Here is a 17,050-nt window from a genome sequence, read left to right as displayed (position 1 = left end):
GGATGTCGGTCCATCACGACACGGGATGCGCGCGCCGGATGCCACAGCACACTGCGACCGCCACTGCGGACGAACTCGGACTGGATGTCTGGCTGGGACGGGTGGCCGACGGCGACCAGCGCGCATTCGAATCGTTGTATCGCGCCAGTGCGTCGCGGCTGCTCGGCATCTGCATCCGCGTGCTGCACGACCGCGACGAGGCCGAAGACGCGCTGCAGGATGTCTACGTGCGTATCTGGCGCAAGGCCGCGCAGTTCGATCCCGCCCGCGCCGCGGCGACGACCTGGCTGGCGACGATCGCGCGCAACACTGCGATCGATCGCCTGCGCGCGCGTCCGCAGCACCAGCTCGCGCCGGTCGAACTGATCGAGGCGATGCCCGATGGCGGCGACACGCCGCTGGAATCGACCGAGCGCGCCGGTGACCGCTCGCGGCTGGAGACCTGTTTCGACACGCTCGAGCCGCGGCGCCGTCGGCTGATCCGCGCCGCGTTCTTCGACGGCGCCACCTACGAGGAACTCGCGCAGCGCGCGGGTTCGCCGCTGGGTTCGGTCAAGAGCTGGATCCGCCGCGGGCTGCTGCAATTGCGGGCGTGTCTGGAGCCATGAACGTGCACGATCTGGATTTCGACATCGACGACAACGGCGGCCCGGAGCCGCCGCGCGCGGACCTGCTCGCCGGCGAATACGTGTTGGGCGTGCTCGATGCGCCCGCGCGCGCCTCGGCCGAGGCACGCATCGCCCGCGATCCTGGGTTCGCGCGGCTCGTGGCCCAGTGGGACGAGCGGCTCGCACCATGGTTCTCGGAATTCCCGAGCGCCGACGTGCCTGCCCACGTGTGGCCGCGGATCCGCAGCGCGCTGGGCTGGACGCCGGTGGCCGCGACGCCCGCGGGGCTCTGGCACAGCGCCGGTTTCTGGCGCGGCGCCGCGGCGCTGGCGGCGGTCGTCGCGATCGTCGCGGTGCTGGTCGGTCGCGGGCCGGTCGAAGACGACACGCGCGAGCGACCGGTCGTGACCACGCCGACGCCCGCGCCAGCACCTGCACCTGCGGCTGAAGCCTTGCCGGTCACCACGCTCGCCCACGAAGACGGTTCGCCCGCGTGGCTCGCGTCGGTGGATGCGGCGCATGGTCGGGTGCTCGTCGTGCCGTTGCCGGCCGACGTCGATGCCGAGGGTCGCGTCGCCGAGTTGTGGCTGATTCCCGAAGGCGGCGCACCGGCATCGCTCGGCCTGCTGCCGCACGACCGCACGCGCGCCGTCGACGTGCCGGCGGACCTGCATGCGGCACTGGTCGCAGGCGCCACGCTGGCGGTGTCGCTGGAGCCGCCGGGTGGCGCGCCGCATGGCGCACCGACCGGGCCCGTCGTCGCGAGCGGCGCGTTGCGCATCTGAGTGCAGTGCGTGCGGCGGCGAATGCCGTCGCACGTGATGCGCGCGCGTGAACGCGGACGCGCGACATGCATCCGTTTTTCACGCCTGCGCGTATTTCCTGTCAGTCACACCCGCAGGAGTTCCCCATGTCGAGCGATCCCGGCCGCGGCGCGACCGGTACCCGCACATTGCGCGCGAGTCTGGGCCGCTGGTTCGATACCGGTGCCCAGGGCAGCGAAGCGCGCGAGGGCGACGACCGCATCGACTGGCTGCGCGCGACACCGTTCATCGCGATGCATCTCGCGTGTCTGCTGGTGTTCTGGGTCGGGGTCTCGCCGGTCGCGGTGATCGTGGCGGTCGCGCTGTACGCGATCCGGATGTTCGCGCTGACCGGCTTCTATCACCGCTACTTCTCGCATCGCACCTTCCGCACCTCGCGCATCGTGCAGTTCGTGTTCGCGCTGATCGGCGCGTCCTGCGTGCAGCGCGGTCCACTGTGGTGGGCGGCGCATCACCGCAACCATCACCGCCACACCGAGACCGCGCTCGATCCGCATTCGCCGCGCGTGCACGGCTTCTGGTGGAGCCACATGGGCTGGTTCCTGACCCGCGAAGGCTTCCGCACCGACTGGTCGCGCATCCCCGATCTGGCGAAGTTCCCCGAACTGCGCTGGCTCGACCGGTTCGACACACTGGTGCCGGTGCTGCTCGCGGTCGGCCTGTTCGGCCTCGGCGCGCTGCTCGAGCGCGTCGCGCCGGGCCTCGGCACCACGGGCGGGCAGATGCTGGTCTGGGGCTTCTTCATCTCCACCACCGTGCTGTTCCACGCGACGGTGACGATCAATTCGCTGTCGCACCGTTTCGGCAGCCAGCGTTTCGAGACCGGCGACGACAGCCGCAACAACATCTGGCTGGCGCTGCTGACCTTCGGCGAGGGCTGGCACAACAACCATCATTTCTTCCCCGGGACCGTGCGCCAGGGCTTCCGCTGGTGGGAGATCGATCTGACCTGGTACGGCCTCAAGGCCATGTCCTGGGTCGGGCTGGTACGTGACCTCAAGCCGGTGCCCGCCTGGGTGCACGAGAAGGCACGCGCATGAGCCAGCGCATCGCCGTCGTCGGTTCGGGCATCGCCGGGCTCGCCACTGCGTGGTGGCTTTCGCAGCGTCACGCGGTGACGCTGTTCGAGGCCGACACGCGCCTCGGCGGGCACACGCATACGCATGCCGTGCAGATGGGCGGCCTCGACTACGCGGTCGACACTGGATTCATCGTGTTCAATCCGCAGCACTATCCGCTGCTGAGTGGCCTGTTCGAATCGCTGGACGTCGCCTCGCAGCCGACGACGATGAGCTTCTCGGTACACAACGAAGCCGACGGCCTCGAGTACAACGCGACCTCGCTCGACACGCTGTTCTGCCAGCGTCGCAATCTGCTGTCGCCGCGGTTCTGGGGCATGTTGCGCGACCTCAAGCGCTTCTATCGCGAGGCGCCCGCGCTGCTCGACGGCGACGATGCCGGGCCGACGCTCGGCGACTACCTGCAGGCCAACCGCTACGGCGCCGCGTTCCGAGATCTGCATCTGGTGCCGATGGCGTCGGCGCTGTGGTCGTCGCCGAGCGCGGGCATCCTCGAGTTTCCCGCGCGTTATCTGGTGCAGTTCATGGCCAACCACCACATGCTGCAGCTGACCGGGCGTCCGGAATGGCGCGTGGTGCGCGGCGGCTCCTCGCGTTACATCGATGCCCTGCGCGCGCGCTGGTCGGTGACCGAACGCGTCGGCTGCCCGGTCGATGCGGTGCGCCGGGATGCGGCCGGTGTGCACGTGGCGTCCGCAGCGGGCAGCGAGCGCTTCGACCAGGTCGTGCTGGCCTGCCACAGCGACCAGGCGCTGACGCTGCTCGACGATGCCGACGGCGCCGAGCGCGACATCCTCGGCGCGATCCGCTACCAGACCAACGAGACCGTGCTGCATACCGATGCGCGCCTGCTGCCGCGCGACCGCAAGGCCTGGGCGGCGTGGAACGCACACGTGCCGGCGACGCCGGATGCTGCGTGCACGGTGAGTTACTGCATGCATCAGCTGCAGAGCCTCGACACACCCGAACCGCTGGTGGTCACGCTCAACCGCAGTGATGCGATCGATCCTTCCAAGGTGATCGAGCGCATGCGCTACGCGCATCCGGTCTACGACGCGGCGATGGTGGCCGCGCAGGGCCGGCGCGAGGAGATCCAGGGCCAGCGCCGCACCTGGTATGCCGGTGCGTACTGGGGCTGGGGCTTCCACGAGGACGGCATCCGCAGCGCGGCACAGGTCGCGCGCGCATTCGGTCTCGGGCCGCTGGCGGCTGCCGGCCGTGCGCAGTCCACGCCGATGCCGGTGAGTGCGGTCGCATGAGCGGCGACGGCGATCGCGCCGACCCTATCGCACCGCTGCAGAGCGGGGTGTACGAAGGCGTGGTGCGCCATCGCCGATACCGTCCGGTGCCGCACGAGTTCTCGTATCGCGTCGCGCAGCTGTGGCTGGATCTCGACGAGCTCGACCGCGTGTTCGACGGTCGCTGGCTGTGGTCGACCCGGCGCCCCGCACTGGCCCGCTTCCGCCGCACCGATTATCTCGGACCGGTCGACGTGCCGCTCGCCGAAGCCGTGCGCATGCGCGTCGAAGCCACGCTCGGACGCAGGCCTGAAGGTCCGATCCGGCTGCTGACGCATCTGCGCTACTTCGGATTCGTCTTCAATCCGGTGAGCTTCTATTACTGCTACCGCGCCGACGGCACGACGCTCGACTGCATCGTCGCCGAGATCACCAACACGCCGTGGAAGGAACGCCACGCCTACGTGCTGCCGGCCGCGGACGCCGAGCGTCACGGCCGCGCCCTGCAGTGGGATTTCGCCAAGCGCTTCCACGTCTCGCCGTTCATGGCGATGGATCACGCGTATCGCTGGCGGCTGACGCCGCCGGTCGAAGATCTGCACGTCCACATGGATGTGTTGCGCGACGACGTGCGCGAATTCGACGCCACCATGACGCTGCAGCGGCGACCCTTGGACGCGGCCTCGCTGGCGCGCGTGCTGTGGCGCTATCCACTGATGACCGTGCAGGTCGTCGCGGCGATCCACTGGCAGGCGCTGCGTCTGTGGCTCAAGCGCAACCCGGTGCACGACCATCCGCGCCTGCCGAGCGCCGAACAGGAACCTTTGTGATGAACCAGATCGCCGCCCATGTGACGCCGCGGGCGTTCGGCGCACTCGAACGTGCGCTGCGCACGCGGCTCGTCGCCCAGTTCGCCCAGCTGCAGGGGGGTGCGCTGCGGCTCGACGATGCGCTGGGCAGCGAGACCTTCGGCGACGCGCAGCTGCGTGCGGTGCAGGTGCGGGTGCACGATCCGGCGTTCTACCGCCTGGTCGCCGCCAACGGCAGCGTCGGTGCGGGCGAGTCCTACATGGAAGGCCACTGGGATTGCGACGATCTCGTCGGCCTGGTGCGTCTGCTGGTGCGCAACCGCGATCTGCTCGACGGCATGGAGACCGGCATCGCGCGCCTCGGTGGCCTGGCGATGCGCGGCTGGAACGCGCTGCGCCGGAATACGCGCGGCGGCAGTCGTCGCAACATCGCCGCGCACTACGATCTGGGCAACGATTTCTTCTCGCTGTTCCTCTCGCCGGATCTGATGTATTCGTCCGCACTGTTCGAGCGCGAGGGCGACACGCTGGAGGTCGCGTCGACGCGCAAGCTCGATCGCATCTGCGAGCGGCTCGCGTTGCGGCCCGGCGATCGGGTGATCGAGATCGGCACTGGCTGGGGCGGGTTCGCGCTGCATGCCGCGCAGCAGTACGGCTGCCACGTCACCACGACCACGATCTCGCGCGAGCAGCACGCACTGGCGAGCGCGCGGATCGCCGAGGCCGGTCTGCAGGACCGTGTGACGCTGCTGCTGCAGGACTACCGCGATCTCGACGGCACTTACGACAAGCTGGTGTCGATCGAGATGATCGAAGCGATCGGCGCGCAGTATCTGGAGACCTATTTCGGCAAGCTCGGCAGCCTGCTCGAGCCGGACGGCGCCGCGCTGGTGCAGGCGATCACGATCGAAGACCACCGCTACGCGCAGGCGCGTGATTCGGTGGACTTCATCAAGCGCTTCATCTTTCCGGGCAGCTTCATCCCGTCGATCTCGGCGATGCTGCAGGCCAAGACCGCGGCCAGCGATCTGCAACTGCTGCAACAGGACGACTTCGGTCCCTCGTATGCGCGCACGCTGCAGATCTGGCGCGAGCGGTTCCTGTCGCGGTTGTCCGAGGTGCGCAGGCAGGGCTTCGACACGCGCTTCGAGCGCATGTGGACGTTCTATCTCGCCTATTGCGAAGGCGGGTTCCGCGAGCGCTCGATCGGCGTGTCGCATCTGCTGTTCGGCAAGCCGGGCCACGTGCGGGCGGTGGCGTCATGAGTCCGCTCTGGACGCTGCTGCTGGTCTGGGCACTCGCCGCGATCGCGATGACCGGCGCCTGGCGCTGGCAGAAAGCACGCGACAACGCGGGCGTCGTCGACGTGGTCTGGGCCTGCGGTGTCGGCGGCGCGGCGATCGTCGTCGCCCTCCTCGGTGATGGCGCGATGCTGCCGCGGATCCTGCTCGCCGTGCTCGGCGGGCTGTGGGGCCTGCGTCTGGCCGCGCATCTGTGGAAGCGCGTCGGCAGCGAAGACGAGGACGGCCGCTACGCCTACCTGCGCAAGCACTGGCACGGCGACCAGCGCAAGTTCTTCCTGTTCTTCCAGGCGCAGGCGCTGCTGGTTGCATTGTTCGCGCTGCCGTTCCTCGCGGTCGCGAGCAATCCGGTGTCCTCGCTCGGTCTGCTCGCCGCGATCGCCGTGTGGCTGATCAGTGTCGGCGGCGAAGCGGTCGCCGACCGCCAGCTCGCGGACTTCCGCGCCGATCCTGCGAACCGCGGCAAGACCTGCCGCGAAGGCCTGTGGCGGTATTCGCGCCATCCGAACTACTTCTTCGAATGGCTGCACTGGCTGACCTACGTGGTGCTGGCCGCGGGCTCGCCGCTGTGGTGGCTCGCCTTGGTCGGGCCGGTGCTGATGTACCTCTTCCTGCGCTACGTCAGCGGCATTCCCTACACCGAGCAGCAGGCGCTGCGCTCGCGCGGCGACGACTACCGCGAGTACCAGCGCACCACGCCGATGCTGTTCCCGTGGTTTCCCCGTTCCGAATCCGCCCGCTCCGAACCCGAAGGACCTTCCGCATGAATGCCGTGGCCCGCCCCGAACTCGAACGCGACTCCGCCGCGCCCGGCCTGATCGGCATGGCCGAACGCGGCCTGGTGCCCGACGCCGCGCTGCGTCTGGGCATCCGCCGGCTGTGCGCGCAGCGTCTGGCCGAGGAAACCGAAGGCAGCATGGAGGCGCAGTCGACGCGCTTCGACGCGCTGCTGCAGTCTCTGCGCACCAGTCCGGTCGCCATCCACACCGATGCTGCCAACACCCAGCACTACGAACTGCCGCCGGAGTTCTTCGCGCTGTGTCTCGGGCGTCGCTTCAAGTACAGCAGCTGCTACTACCCGACCGGCAACGAGACGCTCGACGAAGCCGAAGACGCGATGCTGGCGCTGTACGGCGCACGCGCCGAACTGGCCGACGGCCAGGACATCCTCGAGCTGGGCTGCGGCTGGGGGTCGCTGACGCTGTGGATGGCCGAGCACTTCCCGGGTGCGCGCATCACCGCCGTGTCGAACTCGCGTCCGCAGCGCCTGCACATCGAAGCGCAGTGCAAGGCGCGCGGTCTGAGCAACGTGCGGGTGATCACCTGCGACGTGAACCAGCTCGAGCTCGACACCGGTGCCTTCGATCGCGTGGTCTCGATCGAGATGTTCGAGCACATGCGCAACTACCAGATCCTGATGACGCGCATCAGCACGTGGCTGCGGCCGGGGGGCAAGCTGTTCGTGCACATCTTCGCGCACCGCACGTTGATGTACCCCTACGAGACGGCCGGCGAAGACAACTGGATGGGCCGGCATTTCTTCACCGGCGGTCTGATGCCGGCGGCGGACACGCTGCTGCATTTCCAGCAGGGTGATCTGGGCATCGAACAGCGCTGGTTGCTCGATGGCACGCATTACGAGAAGACCTCCAACCACTGGCTCGCCAACCAGGACCGCAACCGCGACGCGGTGATGCGCGTGCTGGAGCAGGCGTATGGACGCGATGGGGCGAAGCTGTGGTTCCAGCGCTGGCGCATGTTCTGGATGTCCTGCGCGGAGCTGTTCGGATACGAGCGCGGCCAGCAGTGGCTGGTCGCGCATTACCGGTTTGCACGCGCGGGCTGACCGCGACCGACGCCGTACTCACGGCAGGAGGGGTTTCATGGCGACTTCGAACCGGCGGTTTGCCGCTGGCCTGATCTTCGCGGGCATCGCCACCGGCATGCTCGCGGCCTGTGGAGGCGGCAACGTGAAGGAACAGATTCCCCCGGTCGCGCATGTCGACGTCCCCCGTTTCATGGGCGACTGGTACGTGATCGCGCAGATCCCGACGCGCCTCGAGAAGGAGGCCTTCGATTCCGTCGAGACCTACACGCTGCGCGAAGACGGCAAGGTCGACACGACCTTCCGGTATCGCGACGGCGGCTTCGACGAGAAGATCAAGACCATGCACCCGACCGGCACCGTGCGCGAAGGCACCGGCAATGCGATCTGGGGCATGCAGTTCGTGTGGCCGATCAAGGCCGAGTACGTGATCGTCTACATCGACGAGGACTACCAGCAGACCATCGTCGGCCGAAGCAAGCGCGACTACGTGTGGCTGATGGCGCGCACGCCGGTGATCTCGGACGCAGACTACGCGGCGCACATGGAGCGCATCCGCGGCCTCGGCTACGACATCTCCAAGATCCGCCGCGTGCCGCAGTCGGCCGGCGATCCGGCGCGCGTGCCCGACGCGACCCGCGTCGAATAGACCGTTCCGGGCGCGGCGTCCGGTGCTCAGGGACGCCGCGCATAGAATGCGCGTCATGCAACGACGCACGCGCTTCCGCTGGGCCTGGTGGCTGCTGGCCTACGCCAGCCTCGGCCTCGGCATCGTGGGTGTGTTCGTGCCCGGCCTGCCGACGACGGTGTTCGTGCTGATCGCGGCCTGGGCTGCCGCGCGCGGGTCGGATCGATTGCACCACTGGCTGCTGGCGCATCCGCGCTTCGGCCCGTTGATCCGGGACTGGCAGGCGCATGGCGCGGTGAGTCGCCGCGCGAAATGGATGGCGACCGGCACGATGACGGTGTGCGCCGCGATCCTGCTCGCGCTGATGCTGTGGATTCCGGCGCATCGCTGGTGGATGACCGCATTGCCGATCGCGTGCATGGCCGTGGTGGCGACCTGGCTGTGGTTGCGGCCGGAGCCGCCGAGGATCTGACCGGTGGGACCGCGCTTACGGCGCCCCGGTCTCGGCCTTGTAGCGCTCGAGATAATCGCGGTAGCGCGTGTCGTTGAGGTTGCCCGACAGGCGATAGGGCGGGGTGTAGGCGAACTGGAAGTCGTACTGGCCGTCGCGTTCGACGACCAGCGTGCTGGTGGTCCAGTCCTGGCCCTTCTGCGCGTGCATGATCCGGCCGATCTGCGCGAAGCCGGCCTTGGCTTCGGGCGACAGGCGGAACGCGACCTTCTCCAGCGGACCGTCGCCTTCGCGCGCGATCGCGAACGAGATGCTGCTGGTGCGCGGCGCGCCGCCGTCTTCGGACAGCGATTCGAAATCGACCACCAGGCGCAGCCAGTCGCGCGCGCCCCATTCGCCGTCGTTCACATCCCGGACGCTCGCCGCGACGGCACGCACGGTGTCGGCATAGGCGGCATTGAGATCATCCATTCGGCGGTCGCATCACTTGTTGGGGAAGGTCTGGTCGATCCAGTCGCCGCCATCCACGCGATATTCCGCAACGAAGGTGTCGGGACGGTTGCTGGTGTTGCCCGGATTGTATTGGGGCGATACCCGCATATCCACCTCGTGCCCTTCACCGGCCAGTCGCGCCAGTTCGTTCTCGAAGCGTTTGTACTCGCCGTTGTTGAGATTCGGCAGGCCATCGCCGATCGGCTTGCCGTTGCCCGGCACGACGTTCAGACGGTTGGTCGGGCCGGCGAGACGGTCGGCGATGATGTGGAAGCCGACGTCGGTCGCGCGGCCTTCGTTGCCGATCTCGCGCTGCAGGCCGGCGTCGTTGCGGCCGACGGGTTCCAGATCGACGCGGCCCTCGGCGCGGATCACGCGCGCCTGGTCGTCGGTGGTCCAGCGGTAGTTGCCGAACTCGTAGACGGTGTCGGGACGCGCGGCATTGGCGGCGAGGTTGAAGTCGTCCATCGATTCGAACGCCAGCACCGGACGGCCGCCGACCGTGCGGCCGGTGTCGGCGTCGGCGAGGATGTCGCCCAGATCCGCCTCGTCGGCGCCCCGCGCCGCCGTGGTGCGGCCCGCATCGGCGGCACCGTCGGCGCGATCGGCGACGCGTGTAGCGTCCGCGGCCGTATCGGCGGCGTCGGCCACCTTCGCGCCCTTGGCCGCCTTGTCGGCGCCCTTGGTGCCGACCACGGCCAGCACCAGCTCGGTCGCGCCACGGCCGATCGCTTCACCGTAATTGCCGGCCTGCCAGTCGGCCTTGATCGGATCCACCACCGCGTCGACCAGCAGGCCCGGATTACGGGCGAGGGTGGAGACGACCTCGGCGGCCGCTTCCATGCGCTCGCCGCCGCGCGCGGCCGACGGCAGCCAGTCCGGCGCGTCGAGCGTGTCGCCGGTGGCCTGTTCGTACAGCCCGGTCACGCCGTCGACGGCGAGGCCCGCAGGGCTCAGGTCGTAGCTGGCCTTGAGCGCGTTGCCGCCGAGGGTGACCACGCCTTCGCCGGTCTCCCACAGCACCTCGCCAGCGCCCTTGAAGAAACCACCAGCCTGCGAGGCGGCGTTGCCCAGCCCATCGAGAATGCCCATCGTGCGGTCCTGTCGGCGCGGATGCGGCAAAGTCTGGGTGGGGCGGCAGAGCCGGACAATCTGGGGCCGACCCTTGGTGCGCTGTCATCGTGCCGTCATCTGAACAGCAACGCCGGTGATGTCGCGCGCCACGCGCCGGGCTACACTTCCGGGCATGCACACCCGTCTGATGCCGATCCTCGCCGCCACGCTGTTGTTGTCCGCCTGCGGCAACAAGGCCGACCTCTTGCAGCCGCGCCAGGTGCCGCCGGAAGACCGCGGCCGCTACATCTTCAAGTCGTCGATTCCGACCCAGGAACAGCTCGATGCCGAAGAAGAAGCGGCGTGGGAAGACGACGCCGACGAAGACACCACGGACGACGGCACGACCGACGACGCGACCGGTACGCCGCCCGCGCAGCCGGTGCCGCTGATCCGCGACGTGCCGCCGGCCACCACCGGAACGCCGTGAGCCTGCGCGACACCCGTTTGCACCGCTGTCGTCGCTGATGTCCGGAACCGTCTCCCCGCTGCGCTTCACCAAGATGCATGGCGCCGGCAACGACTTCGTCGTGCTGGACCTGCGCGGTGACGTGCCGCCGCCCGATGCCGCGCTGTGCCGCGCGCTGGCCGATCGCCACACCGGCGTCGGCTGCGACCAGATCCTCACCATCGAGACCCCGCGCGCCGCCGGCGTGCTGGCGCGTTACCGCATCTGGAACGCCGACGGCTCGGCCTCGCAGCAATGCGGCAACGGCGCGCGCTGCGTGGCCGCGTGGCTGGTGCGCGACGGCGTGGGCGGTGACGGGTTCGTCCTGGAAAGCCCGGCCGGGCTGCACGCGGTCACGCGCGAAGGCACGGATTACCGCATCGCGATGGGCGTGCCGGAATTCGTACCGGCGCGGATTCCGATGGCCGGTGTCGACACGGCGCAGCCGCTGTACACGCTGCCGGTCGACGGCCTCGGCATGCTCGCGTTCGGCGCGGCGTCGATGGGCAATCCGCATGCGGTGATCGAAGTCGACGACATCGCGTCCGCGGACGTCGAACGCATCGGCCGCGCGCTGCAGGCCTCGGCGTGGTTTCCCGAATCGGTCAACGTCGGCTTCGCCCAGGTGATCGCGGACGACCGCATCCGCCTGCGCGTGTTCGAGCGCGGCGTCGGCGAGACGCTTGCCTGCGGCAGCGGCGCCTGCGCGGCTGTCGCGGTGCTCGCGCGTCGTGGTCGCACCGGGCGCAGCGTCGCCGTATCGTTGCCCGGCGGCACCCTGCACATCGACTGGCCGGCCGACGACGTCACCTTGTCTATGGCCGGACCGGCCGCATTCGTTTTCGAAGGGGAATTGTGATGAGCGAGACGACCGAGAAACTCGGCGCACACGAAGTCGCCACGTGGCTGCGTCGCCACCCGAGCTTCCTGCAGCAGTTCCCGGATCTGGCGCTGACCCTGGTGGTGCCGCGCGAAGACGGCCCGGCCGCTTCGCTGGCGAGCTACCAGCTCGAAGTGTTGCGCGACAAGAATCGCGAACTGTCCAAGCGCCTGCGCGATCTGTTCGCGATCTCGCAGGAGAACGAGCGCCTCGCCGTGCGCACGCATCAGCTCACGCTGGCATTGATGCGCCAGTCCGATCCTGCCTCCACCGTGCGCGCGCTCGCCGCGACGCTGGCGGAAGACTTCAACGGCGATCTGGTGCGCATCGTGCTGTTCGCGCCGGTGCCGGGGCTGGAGGAAGACTGGCTGCAGGTGGTCGCGCGCGATGACCGTCTGCTGCAGCCCTTCACCGATTGCCTGAAGGACGAGGAGCCGCTGTGCGGCCGCCTGCATCCGGACAAGCAGTCGCTGCTGTACGGCCCGCGCGTCGACGAAGTGCATTCGAGCGCATTGCTGCCGCTGGCCGGCATCGGCCTGGTCGCGGTCGGCAGCCGCGATGCCAACCGCTTCTATCCCGGCATGGGCACGCTGTTCCTGCGCATGATGGGTGAAGCGTTCGCCACCGCGATGCGACGGTTCGACACCGCCGCCTGAGCGCACGCGCATGCACGCCGACGTCGACGCGTTCCTCGACCATCTGCAGATCGAACGGCGGATGTCGGTGCACACGCTCGACGCCTATCGCCGCGATCTGACCGCGCTGGTCGACTGGACGCACGCGCAATCGCGCGGCGACCTGCGCACGCTGCACGGCGAAGACATCCGCGCCTTCGTCGCTGCCGGCCATCGCGGCGGCCTGTCGCCCAAGAGCCTGCAGCGGCGCCTGTCCGCGTGTCGCAGCTTCTACCAGTGGCTGCTCAAGCACGGCCACATCGGCGCGAATCCCGCAGCCGGCGTGCGGGGCCCGAAGGCGCCGCGCAAGCTGCCGCAGGTGCTCGATGTCGACGAGGCCACGCAACTGGTCGAAGTGCCGGTCGATGCGCCGCTGGGCCTGCGCGATCGCGCGCTGCTGGAACTGTTCTATTCGTCGGGCCTGCGTCTCTCGGAACTGGTCGGCCTGCGCTGGCGCGATCTGGATTTCGACGGCGGCCTGGTGACCGTGCTCGGCAAGGGCAGTCGTCAGCGCAGCGTGCCGGTCGGCAGCCATGCGCTGCGCGCGTTGACCGAGTGGCGCACCGAGAGTGGCGGCACGTCGGCGGCGCCGGTGTTCCCCGGTCGCGGTGGCGCAACGATCTCCGCGCGCGCCGTGCAGTTGCGCCTGCGCCTGCTCGCGCAGCGCCAGGGCCTGTTCAAGCGCGTGCATCCGCATCTGCTGCGCCATTCGTTCGCGAGCCATGTGCTGGAATCGTCCGGCGACCTGCGCGGCGTGCAGGAACTGCTGGGCCACGCCGACATCGCGACCACGCAGATCTACACCCATCTCGATTTCCAGCATCTGGCCAAGGTCTACGACGCCGCGCATCCGCGCGCGCGCCGCAAATCCTGAGGCACACCCGGAGTTGTCCATGAACCTGCGCATCGTCATCGGCCTGGCCGTCTCGGTTTCCCTGCAGATGCTGCTCGGCCTGCTGGCCGCGTCCCTGTTTCCGCCGGTGCCGTCGGGCGTGGCGCCGGTGTCGACCGCGGTGCAGGCCGGCGTGATCGCATTGCTGTCGTCGACCGGCGGCGCTTTCGCCGCGCGGCAGCCGTTCATGCGCGCCGCGCTGGTGTTGTGGGCGGTGGGCTGGGTGTCGAGCGTGCTCGTGGTGCAGCGCCTCGGTGGCGGGCAGTTCACGTTCGCCGACGCCGCAAGCGCGAATGCGATGGCGATCGTCGTGTCGTGTATCGCGACGGTGCTGGGCGTGCGCGCCGGGCGCCGCCTCGATCGCCACGTGCGCGGGCCCGCGGCCGACGCGACGACGTGACGCAGCACCGGATGCCTTGATCCCGGCGGGCACGGCCCCATCCAGTGGATTCGATCCTTGGAGGCCGCATGGACCCCAGCCAGAATCCCAACGTATTCCACGCCACGACGATCGTGTCGATCCGCAAGGGCGGCAAGGTGGTCGTCGCCGGCGACGGCCAGGTCACGCTCGGCCACACCATCATGAAAGGCAACGCGCGCAAGGTGCGTCGCCTGGGCGAAGGCGGCAAGGTGCTCGCCGGATTCGCCGGCGCCGCCGCCGATGCGTTCACCCTGTTCGAACTGTTCGAAGGCAAGTTGCAGCAGCACGGCGGCCAGCTGGTCCGCGCCGCGGTGGAACTGGTCAAGGACTGGCGCACCGATCGCCGCTACGGAAAGCTCGAAGCGCTGCTCGCCGTCGCCGATGCCGAGACCTCGCTGATCATCAGCGGCAACGGCGACATCATCGAACCCGACGACGGCATCATCGCGATCGGTTCCGGCGGCTCGTACGCATTGTCGGCCGCACGCGCACTGCTCGCGCACACCGATCTCGATGCCCGCACGGTCGCCACCGAGGCGCTCAACATCGCCGGCGACATCTGCATCTACACCAACCGCAACGTGGTGGTCGAAGAGTTGTGATCGATCTGCGGCGGCGCGTGGCGATCCGTCGGGTCGCATGCGCCGGCCGGTCGCGCGCACCCGCCCACGATTCTACGGACACCCGATTCCCATGACGAATGCCAATTCCTCGACCATGACCCCGCGCGAGATCGTGCAGGAACTCGACCGCCACATCGTCGGCCAGAACGCCGCCAAGCGTGCGGTCGCGATCGCGCTGCGCAACCGCTGGCGCCGCGCGCAGCTCGACGACGATCTGCGCAACGAGGTCATGCCCAAGAACATCCTGATGATCGGCCCGACCGGCGTCGGCAAGACCGAGATCGCGCGTCGTCTGGCGACGCTCGCGAACGCGCCGTTCGTCAAGGTCGAGGCGACGCGCTTCACCGAGGTCGGCTACGTCGGCAAGGACGTCGAGCAGATCATCCGTGACCTCGCCGACACGGCGGTCAAGCTGTATCGCGAGCAGGCCAAGGTGCGCGTGCGCACGCAGGCCGAAGACCGCGCCGAGGACCGCATCCTCGATGCGCTGCTGCCCAAGCGCGAAGCCGCGCAGCCGGCGTTCGGCTTCGGCGCGCAGAGTGCGACCGTCGACATCGGCGCCGAACCGTCGTCGAAGGAATCGGAGACGCGGCAGAAGCTGCGCCGCCAGCTGCGCGCCGGTGATCTGGACGATCGCGAGATCGAACTCGAGCTCAGCGCCGGGCAGGGCATGGACATCATGACCCCGCCGGGCATGGAGGAAATGGGCCAGCAGCTGCGGCAGATGTTCGCCAACCTCGGTGGCGGCAAGACCCACAAGCGCAAGCTCACGATCCGCGCCGCGCGTCCGCAGCTGGTCGAGGAAGAAGCCGGCAAGCTGGTCAACGAGGACGACGTGCGCGAAGCCGCGATCGAGGCCTGCGAGCAGCACGGCATCGTCTTCATCGACGAGATCGACAAGGTCGCCAAGCGCAGCGAAGGCGGGTCGAGCGGTGCCGACGTCAGCCGCGAAGGCGTGCAGCGCGATCTGCTGCCCCTCGTCGAAGGCAGCACGGTCAGCACCAAGTACGGCTCGGTGAAGACCGACCACATCCTCTTCATCGCGTCGGGCGCGTTCCACCTCGCCAAGCCCAGCGACCTGATTCCCGAGATGCAGGGGCGCTTCCCGATCCGCGTCGAACTGACCGCGCTGACGAAGGACGATTTCGTCCGCATCCTCACCGAGCCCAAGGCGGCGCTGACCACGCAGTACGTGCAGCTGCTGAAGACCGAAGGTGTCGGGCTGACGTTCGCGCCGGATGCGGTGGATCGCCTCGCGGAGATCGCCGCGCACGTCAACGAACGCCAGGAGAACATCGGTGCGCGCCGTCTGCACACCGTGCTCGAACGCCTGCTCGATTCGCTGAGCTTCGAGGCGCCCGACAAGGGCGGCACGGTGCTGATCGACCGTGCGTACGTCGACCAGCAGCTGGGCGATCTGGTGCAGGACCAGGATCTGAGCCGCTACATCCTCTGACGCCTCCGCGTTCACCGCGTTCGCACTCCGGGCCCGCATCATTGCGGGCCCTTTCGTTGGAGACGTCGCGATGTCGAACGCTGCTCGCAAGTCGGTGCTTCTGTTGGCGCTGCTGGCCTCGCTGGGCGCGTGCACGCAGAGCGATGCGGACACACCGGCGGCGGCAACCGGGTCCGCGTCGATCCCGGACACCGATGCGGCGGCGTCCGTGGACGCATCCGCACGGGCGGCGCCCGTCGGCACGCCCGCCGCGCCGGTCTACCGGACGTTTCGCGACGTCACGGTCGCCTGCGACAACGTCCGCCGCTGCGCCGCGATCGGCGTCACCGACGCCGCGCCGGGACTGGTGCTGTCCTTGACCCGCGATGCCGGCGCCGATGGTACGCAGGCGCTGCTGCTGAGCGCGCCGTGGGCCGACGTGGACGCCTCGACGCTGCAACTCGACGGCGTCGCCGCGCCTGCGATCGCGGCATTGCCCTGGCAGCGCGACGCGGGCGAGTCCGCGGCCTTGCGCATCGAGGATCCGGCGGCGATCGCGCGCTTCCTCGATCTGGTGCGCGACGGCACGCGTCTGGAAGACGATCAGGACCGCAGCGTGTCGTTGTCGGGCCTCAATGCAGCGCTGCTCTACATCGACGAACACCAGCAGCGCCTTGATACGCCCGGCGCGTGGGCGCGACGCGGCGAGCGCGATCCCGCGGCCATCCCTGCGGCACCCGCGCTGCCGGCCCTGTTGCAGCCCGCGTCGGCACCGCCGCCGTTGTCGGACGCCGATGCCACGCGTCTGACGCGCAGCGTGCGTGCGTCGCAGGCCGCGGCGCTGCGTGCGCACGAGTGCAACGCGGCGGGGGGCGACTTCGATGTCTCGCGCGACGATGCCGCCCATCCGCTCGATGTGGATCACGCACTGGTCTTCATCAGCTGCTACAGCGGCGCCTATCAGGGCTCGAGCCTGGTGTTCCGCGCGGCGCGCGACGGCAGCGACGTGACGCGGGTGACCCTGCCGGCGCCGAAGCTCTCCGGTGACAGCGTGAACCCCAGTGAGGATTTCGACCTGCTGGTCAGCCCGGGCCTGGACGCCGCCACCGGCACGCTGGCGCAATTCGCCAAGGGACGCGGCATCGGTGACTGCGGCTTCGAAGCGACCTGGCAGTTCGATGGCCAGGCCTTCCAGTTGTCGCACTACGCCGAGATGCAGACGTGCGGTGGTCTGAGCGCCGATGCATGGCCGGTGCTGTGGCGCGTGGCCGAGCCTGCCGGCACGCCTTGAGCCCGCCGCACGAGGGCG

Annotated in this window: 20 protein-coding genes; 18 read left to right on the top strand and 2 right to left on the bottom strand. The window is 69.1% G+C overall.

The window, feature by feature from the left end; all coding sequences use genetic code 11:
• The first annotated feature begins 38 nt into the window (after positions 1–38).
• The 10 genes from AC3A5T_RS00390 (at position 39) to AC3A5T_RS00345 (ending at position 8,784) form a co-directional block, all read left to right on the top strand.
• Complete coding sequence (locus tag AC3A5T_RS00390; protein WP_487626851.1) at positions 39–608, top strand: sigma-70 family RNA polymerase sigma factor; 570 nt, start codon at positions 39–41, stop codon at positions 606–608.
• Positions 605–1,393: an anti-sigma factor gene (locus AC3A5T_RS00385; RefSeq protein ID WP_487626850.1), complete on the top strand. Its 789-nt coding sequence runs from the start codon at positions 605–607 to the stop codon at positions 1,391–1,393. Before AC3A5T_RS00390 ends, AC3A5T_RS00385 begins: the two co-directional genes overlap by 4 nt.
• Before the next feature lie 125 nt (positions 1,394–1,518).
• Positions 1,519–2,472: an acyl-CoA desaturase gene (locus AC3A5T_RS00380; protein ID WP_487626849.1), complete on the top strand. Its 954-nt coding sequence runs from the start codon at positions 1,519–1,521 to the stop codon at positions 2,470–2,472.
• Positions 2,469–3,770, top strand: a complete 1,302-nt coding sequence (locus AC3A5T_RS00375; protein WP_487626848.1) for an NAD(P)/FAD-dependent oxidoreductase — start codon at positions 2,469–2,471, stop codon at positions 3,768–3,770. Before AC3A5T_RS00380 ends, AC3A5T_RS00375 begins: the two co-directional genes overlap by 4 nt.
• A complete protein-coding gene (locus AC3A5T_RS00370; RefSeq protein ID WP_487626847.1) occupies positions 3,767–4,579 on the top strand; it encodes a DUF1365 domain-containing protein in 813 nt (270 codons plus the stop codon). The genes AC3A5T_RS00375 and AC3A5T_RS00370 overlap by 4 nt, the downstream gene beginning before the upstream one ends.
• Positions 4,579–5,823, top strand: coding sequence for a class I SAM-dependent methyltransferase (locus tag AC3A5T_RS00365; RefSeq protein ID WP_487626846.1), 1,245 nt, complete (start codon positions 4,579–4,581; stop codon positions 5,821–5,823). Before AC3A5T_RS00370 ends, AC3A5T_RS00365 begins: the two co-directional genes overlap by 1 nt.
• Positions 5,820–6,626: a DUF1295 domain-containing protein gene (locus AC3A5T_RS00360; RefSeq protein ID WP_487626845.1), complete on the top strand. Its 807-nt coding sequence runs from the start codon at positions 5,820–5,822 to the stop codon at positions 6,624–6,626. The genes AC3A5T_RS00365 and AC3A5T_RS00360 overlap by 4 nt, the downstream gene beginning before the upstream one ends.
• Positions 6,623–7,705: an SAM-dependent methyltransferase gene (locus AC3A5T_RS00355; protein ID WP_487626844.1), complete on the top strand. Its 1,083-nt coding sequence runs from the start codon at positions 6,623–6,625 to the stop codon at positions 7,703–7,705. Before AC3A5T_RS00360 ends, AC3A5T_RS00355 begins: the two co-directional genes overlap by 4 nt.
• Positions 7,706–7,742: 37 nt before the next feature.
• Positions 7,743–8,333 (top strand): lipocalin family protein, encoded by a 591-nt coding sequence (locus AC3A5T_RS00350; protein WP_425497270.1) that lies wholly within the window; start codon positions 7,743–7,745, stop codon positions 8,331–8,333.
• Positions 8,334–8,388: 55 nt separating this feature from the next.
• Positions 8,389–8,784 (top strand): YbaN family protein, encoded by a 396-nt coding sequence (locus AC3A5T_RS00345; protein ID WP_487626843.1) that lies wholly within the window; start codon positions 8,389–8,391, stop codon positions 8,782–8,784.
• 15 nt (positions 8,785–8,799) lie between these two features.
• Here AC3A5T_RS00345 and AC3A5T_RS00340 read toward each other — a convergent pair whose 3' ends face one another.
• On the bottom strand, positions 8,800–9,234 hold the full coding sequence (locus AC3A5T_RS00340; RefSeq protein WP_232134060.1) for a hypothetical protein: 435 nt from the start codon (positions 9,232–9,234) through the stop codon (positions 8,800–8,802).
• 12 nt (positions 9,235–9,246) lie between these two features.
• Positions 9,247–10,347, bottom strand: a complete 1,101-nt coding sequence (locus AC3A5T_RS00335; protein ID WP_487626842.1) for a DNA/RNA non-specific endonuclease — start codon at positions 10,345–10,347, stop codon at positions 9,247–9,249.
• Between the two features lie 154 nt (positions 10,348–10,501).
• On the opposite strand from AC3A5T_RS00335, the gene AC3A5T_RS00330 reads away from it, so the two are divergent.
• The 8 genes from AC3A5T_RS00330 (at position 10,502) to AC3A5T_RS00295 (ending at position 17,032) form a co-directional block, all read left to right on the top strand.
• Positions 10,502–10,798, top strand: a complete 297-nt coding sequence (locus AC3A5T_RS00330; RefSeq protein ID WP_332079242.1) for a hypothetical protein — start codon at positions 10,502–10,504, stop codon at positions 10,796–10,798.
• A 37-nt stretch (positions 10,799–10,835) separates the two neighbouring features.
• Positions 10,836–11,675, top strand: a complete 840-nt coding sequence (gene dapF, locus AC3A5T_RS00325) for a diaminopimelate epimerase (protein WP_487626841.1) — start codon at positions 10,836–10,838, stop codon at positions 11,673–11,675.
• Entirely contained in the window at positions 11,675–12,352 is a 678-nt protein-coding gene (locus AC3A5T_RS00320) for a DUF484 family protein (protein ID WP_332079244.1), read from the top strand. The genes dapF and AC3A5T_RS00320 overlap by 1 nt, the downstream gene beginning before the upstream one ends.
• 10 nt (positions 12,353–12,362) lie before the next feature.
• Complete coding sequence (gene xerC / locus AC3A5T_RS00315) at positions 12,363–13,244, top strand: tyrosine recombinase XerC (RefSeq protein ID WP_487626840.1); 882 nt, start codon at positions 12,363–12,365, stop codon at positions 13,242–13,244.
• Positions 13,245–13,263: 19 nt separating this feature from the next.
• Positions 13,264–13,662 carry a hypothetical protein gene (locus AC3A5T_RS00310; RefSeq protein WP_487626839.1) on the top strand — a complete coding sequence of 133 codons (399 nt, stop codon included), beginning with the start codon at positions 13,264–13,266 and terminating at the stop codon, positions 13,660–13,662.
• A 68-nt stretch (positions 13,663–13,730) separates the two neighbouring features.
• Positions 13,731–14,285 (top strand): ATP-dependent protease subunit HslV, encoded by a 555-nt coding sequence (hslV, locus tag AC3A5T_RS00305; RefSeq protein ID WP_096297100.1) that lies wholly within the window; start codon positions 13,731–13,733, stop codon positions 14,283–14,285.
• 91 nt (positions 14,286–14,376) lie between these two features.
• Positions 14,377–15,762 carry an ATP-dependent protease ATPase subunit HslU gene (gene hslU, locus AC3A5T_RS00300; RefSeq protein WP_232134067.1) on the top strand — a complete coding sequence of 462 codons (1,386 nt, stop codon included), beginning with the start codon at positions 14,377–14,379 and terminating at the stop codon, positions 15,760–15,762.
• Between the two features lie 70 nt (positions 15,763–15,832).
• Positions 15,833–17,032 carry a DUF1176 domain-containing protein gene (locus AC3A5T_RS00295; RefSeq protein WP_487626838.1) on the top strand — a complete coding sequence of 400 codons (1,200 nt, stop codon included), beginning with the start codon at positions 15,833–15,835 and terminating at the stop codon, positions 17,030–17,032.
• The last annotated feature ends 18 nt before the right edge of the window (positions 17,033–17,050 follow it).

The organism is Luteimonas sp. Soil_C_16, assembly GCF_057657295.1.
This window is presented reverse-complemented; position numbering and strand designations above follow the sequence as displayed.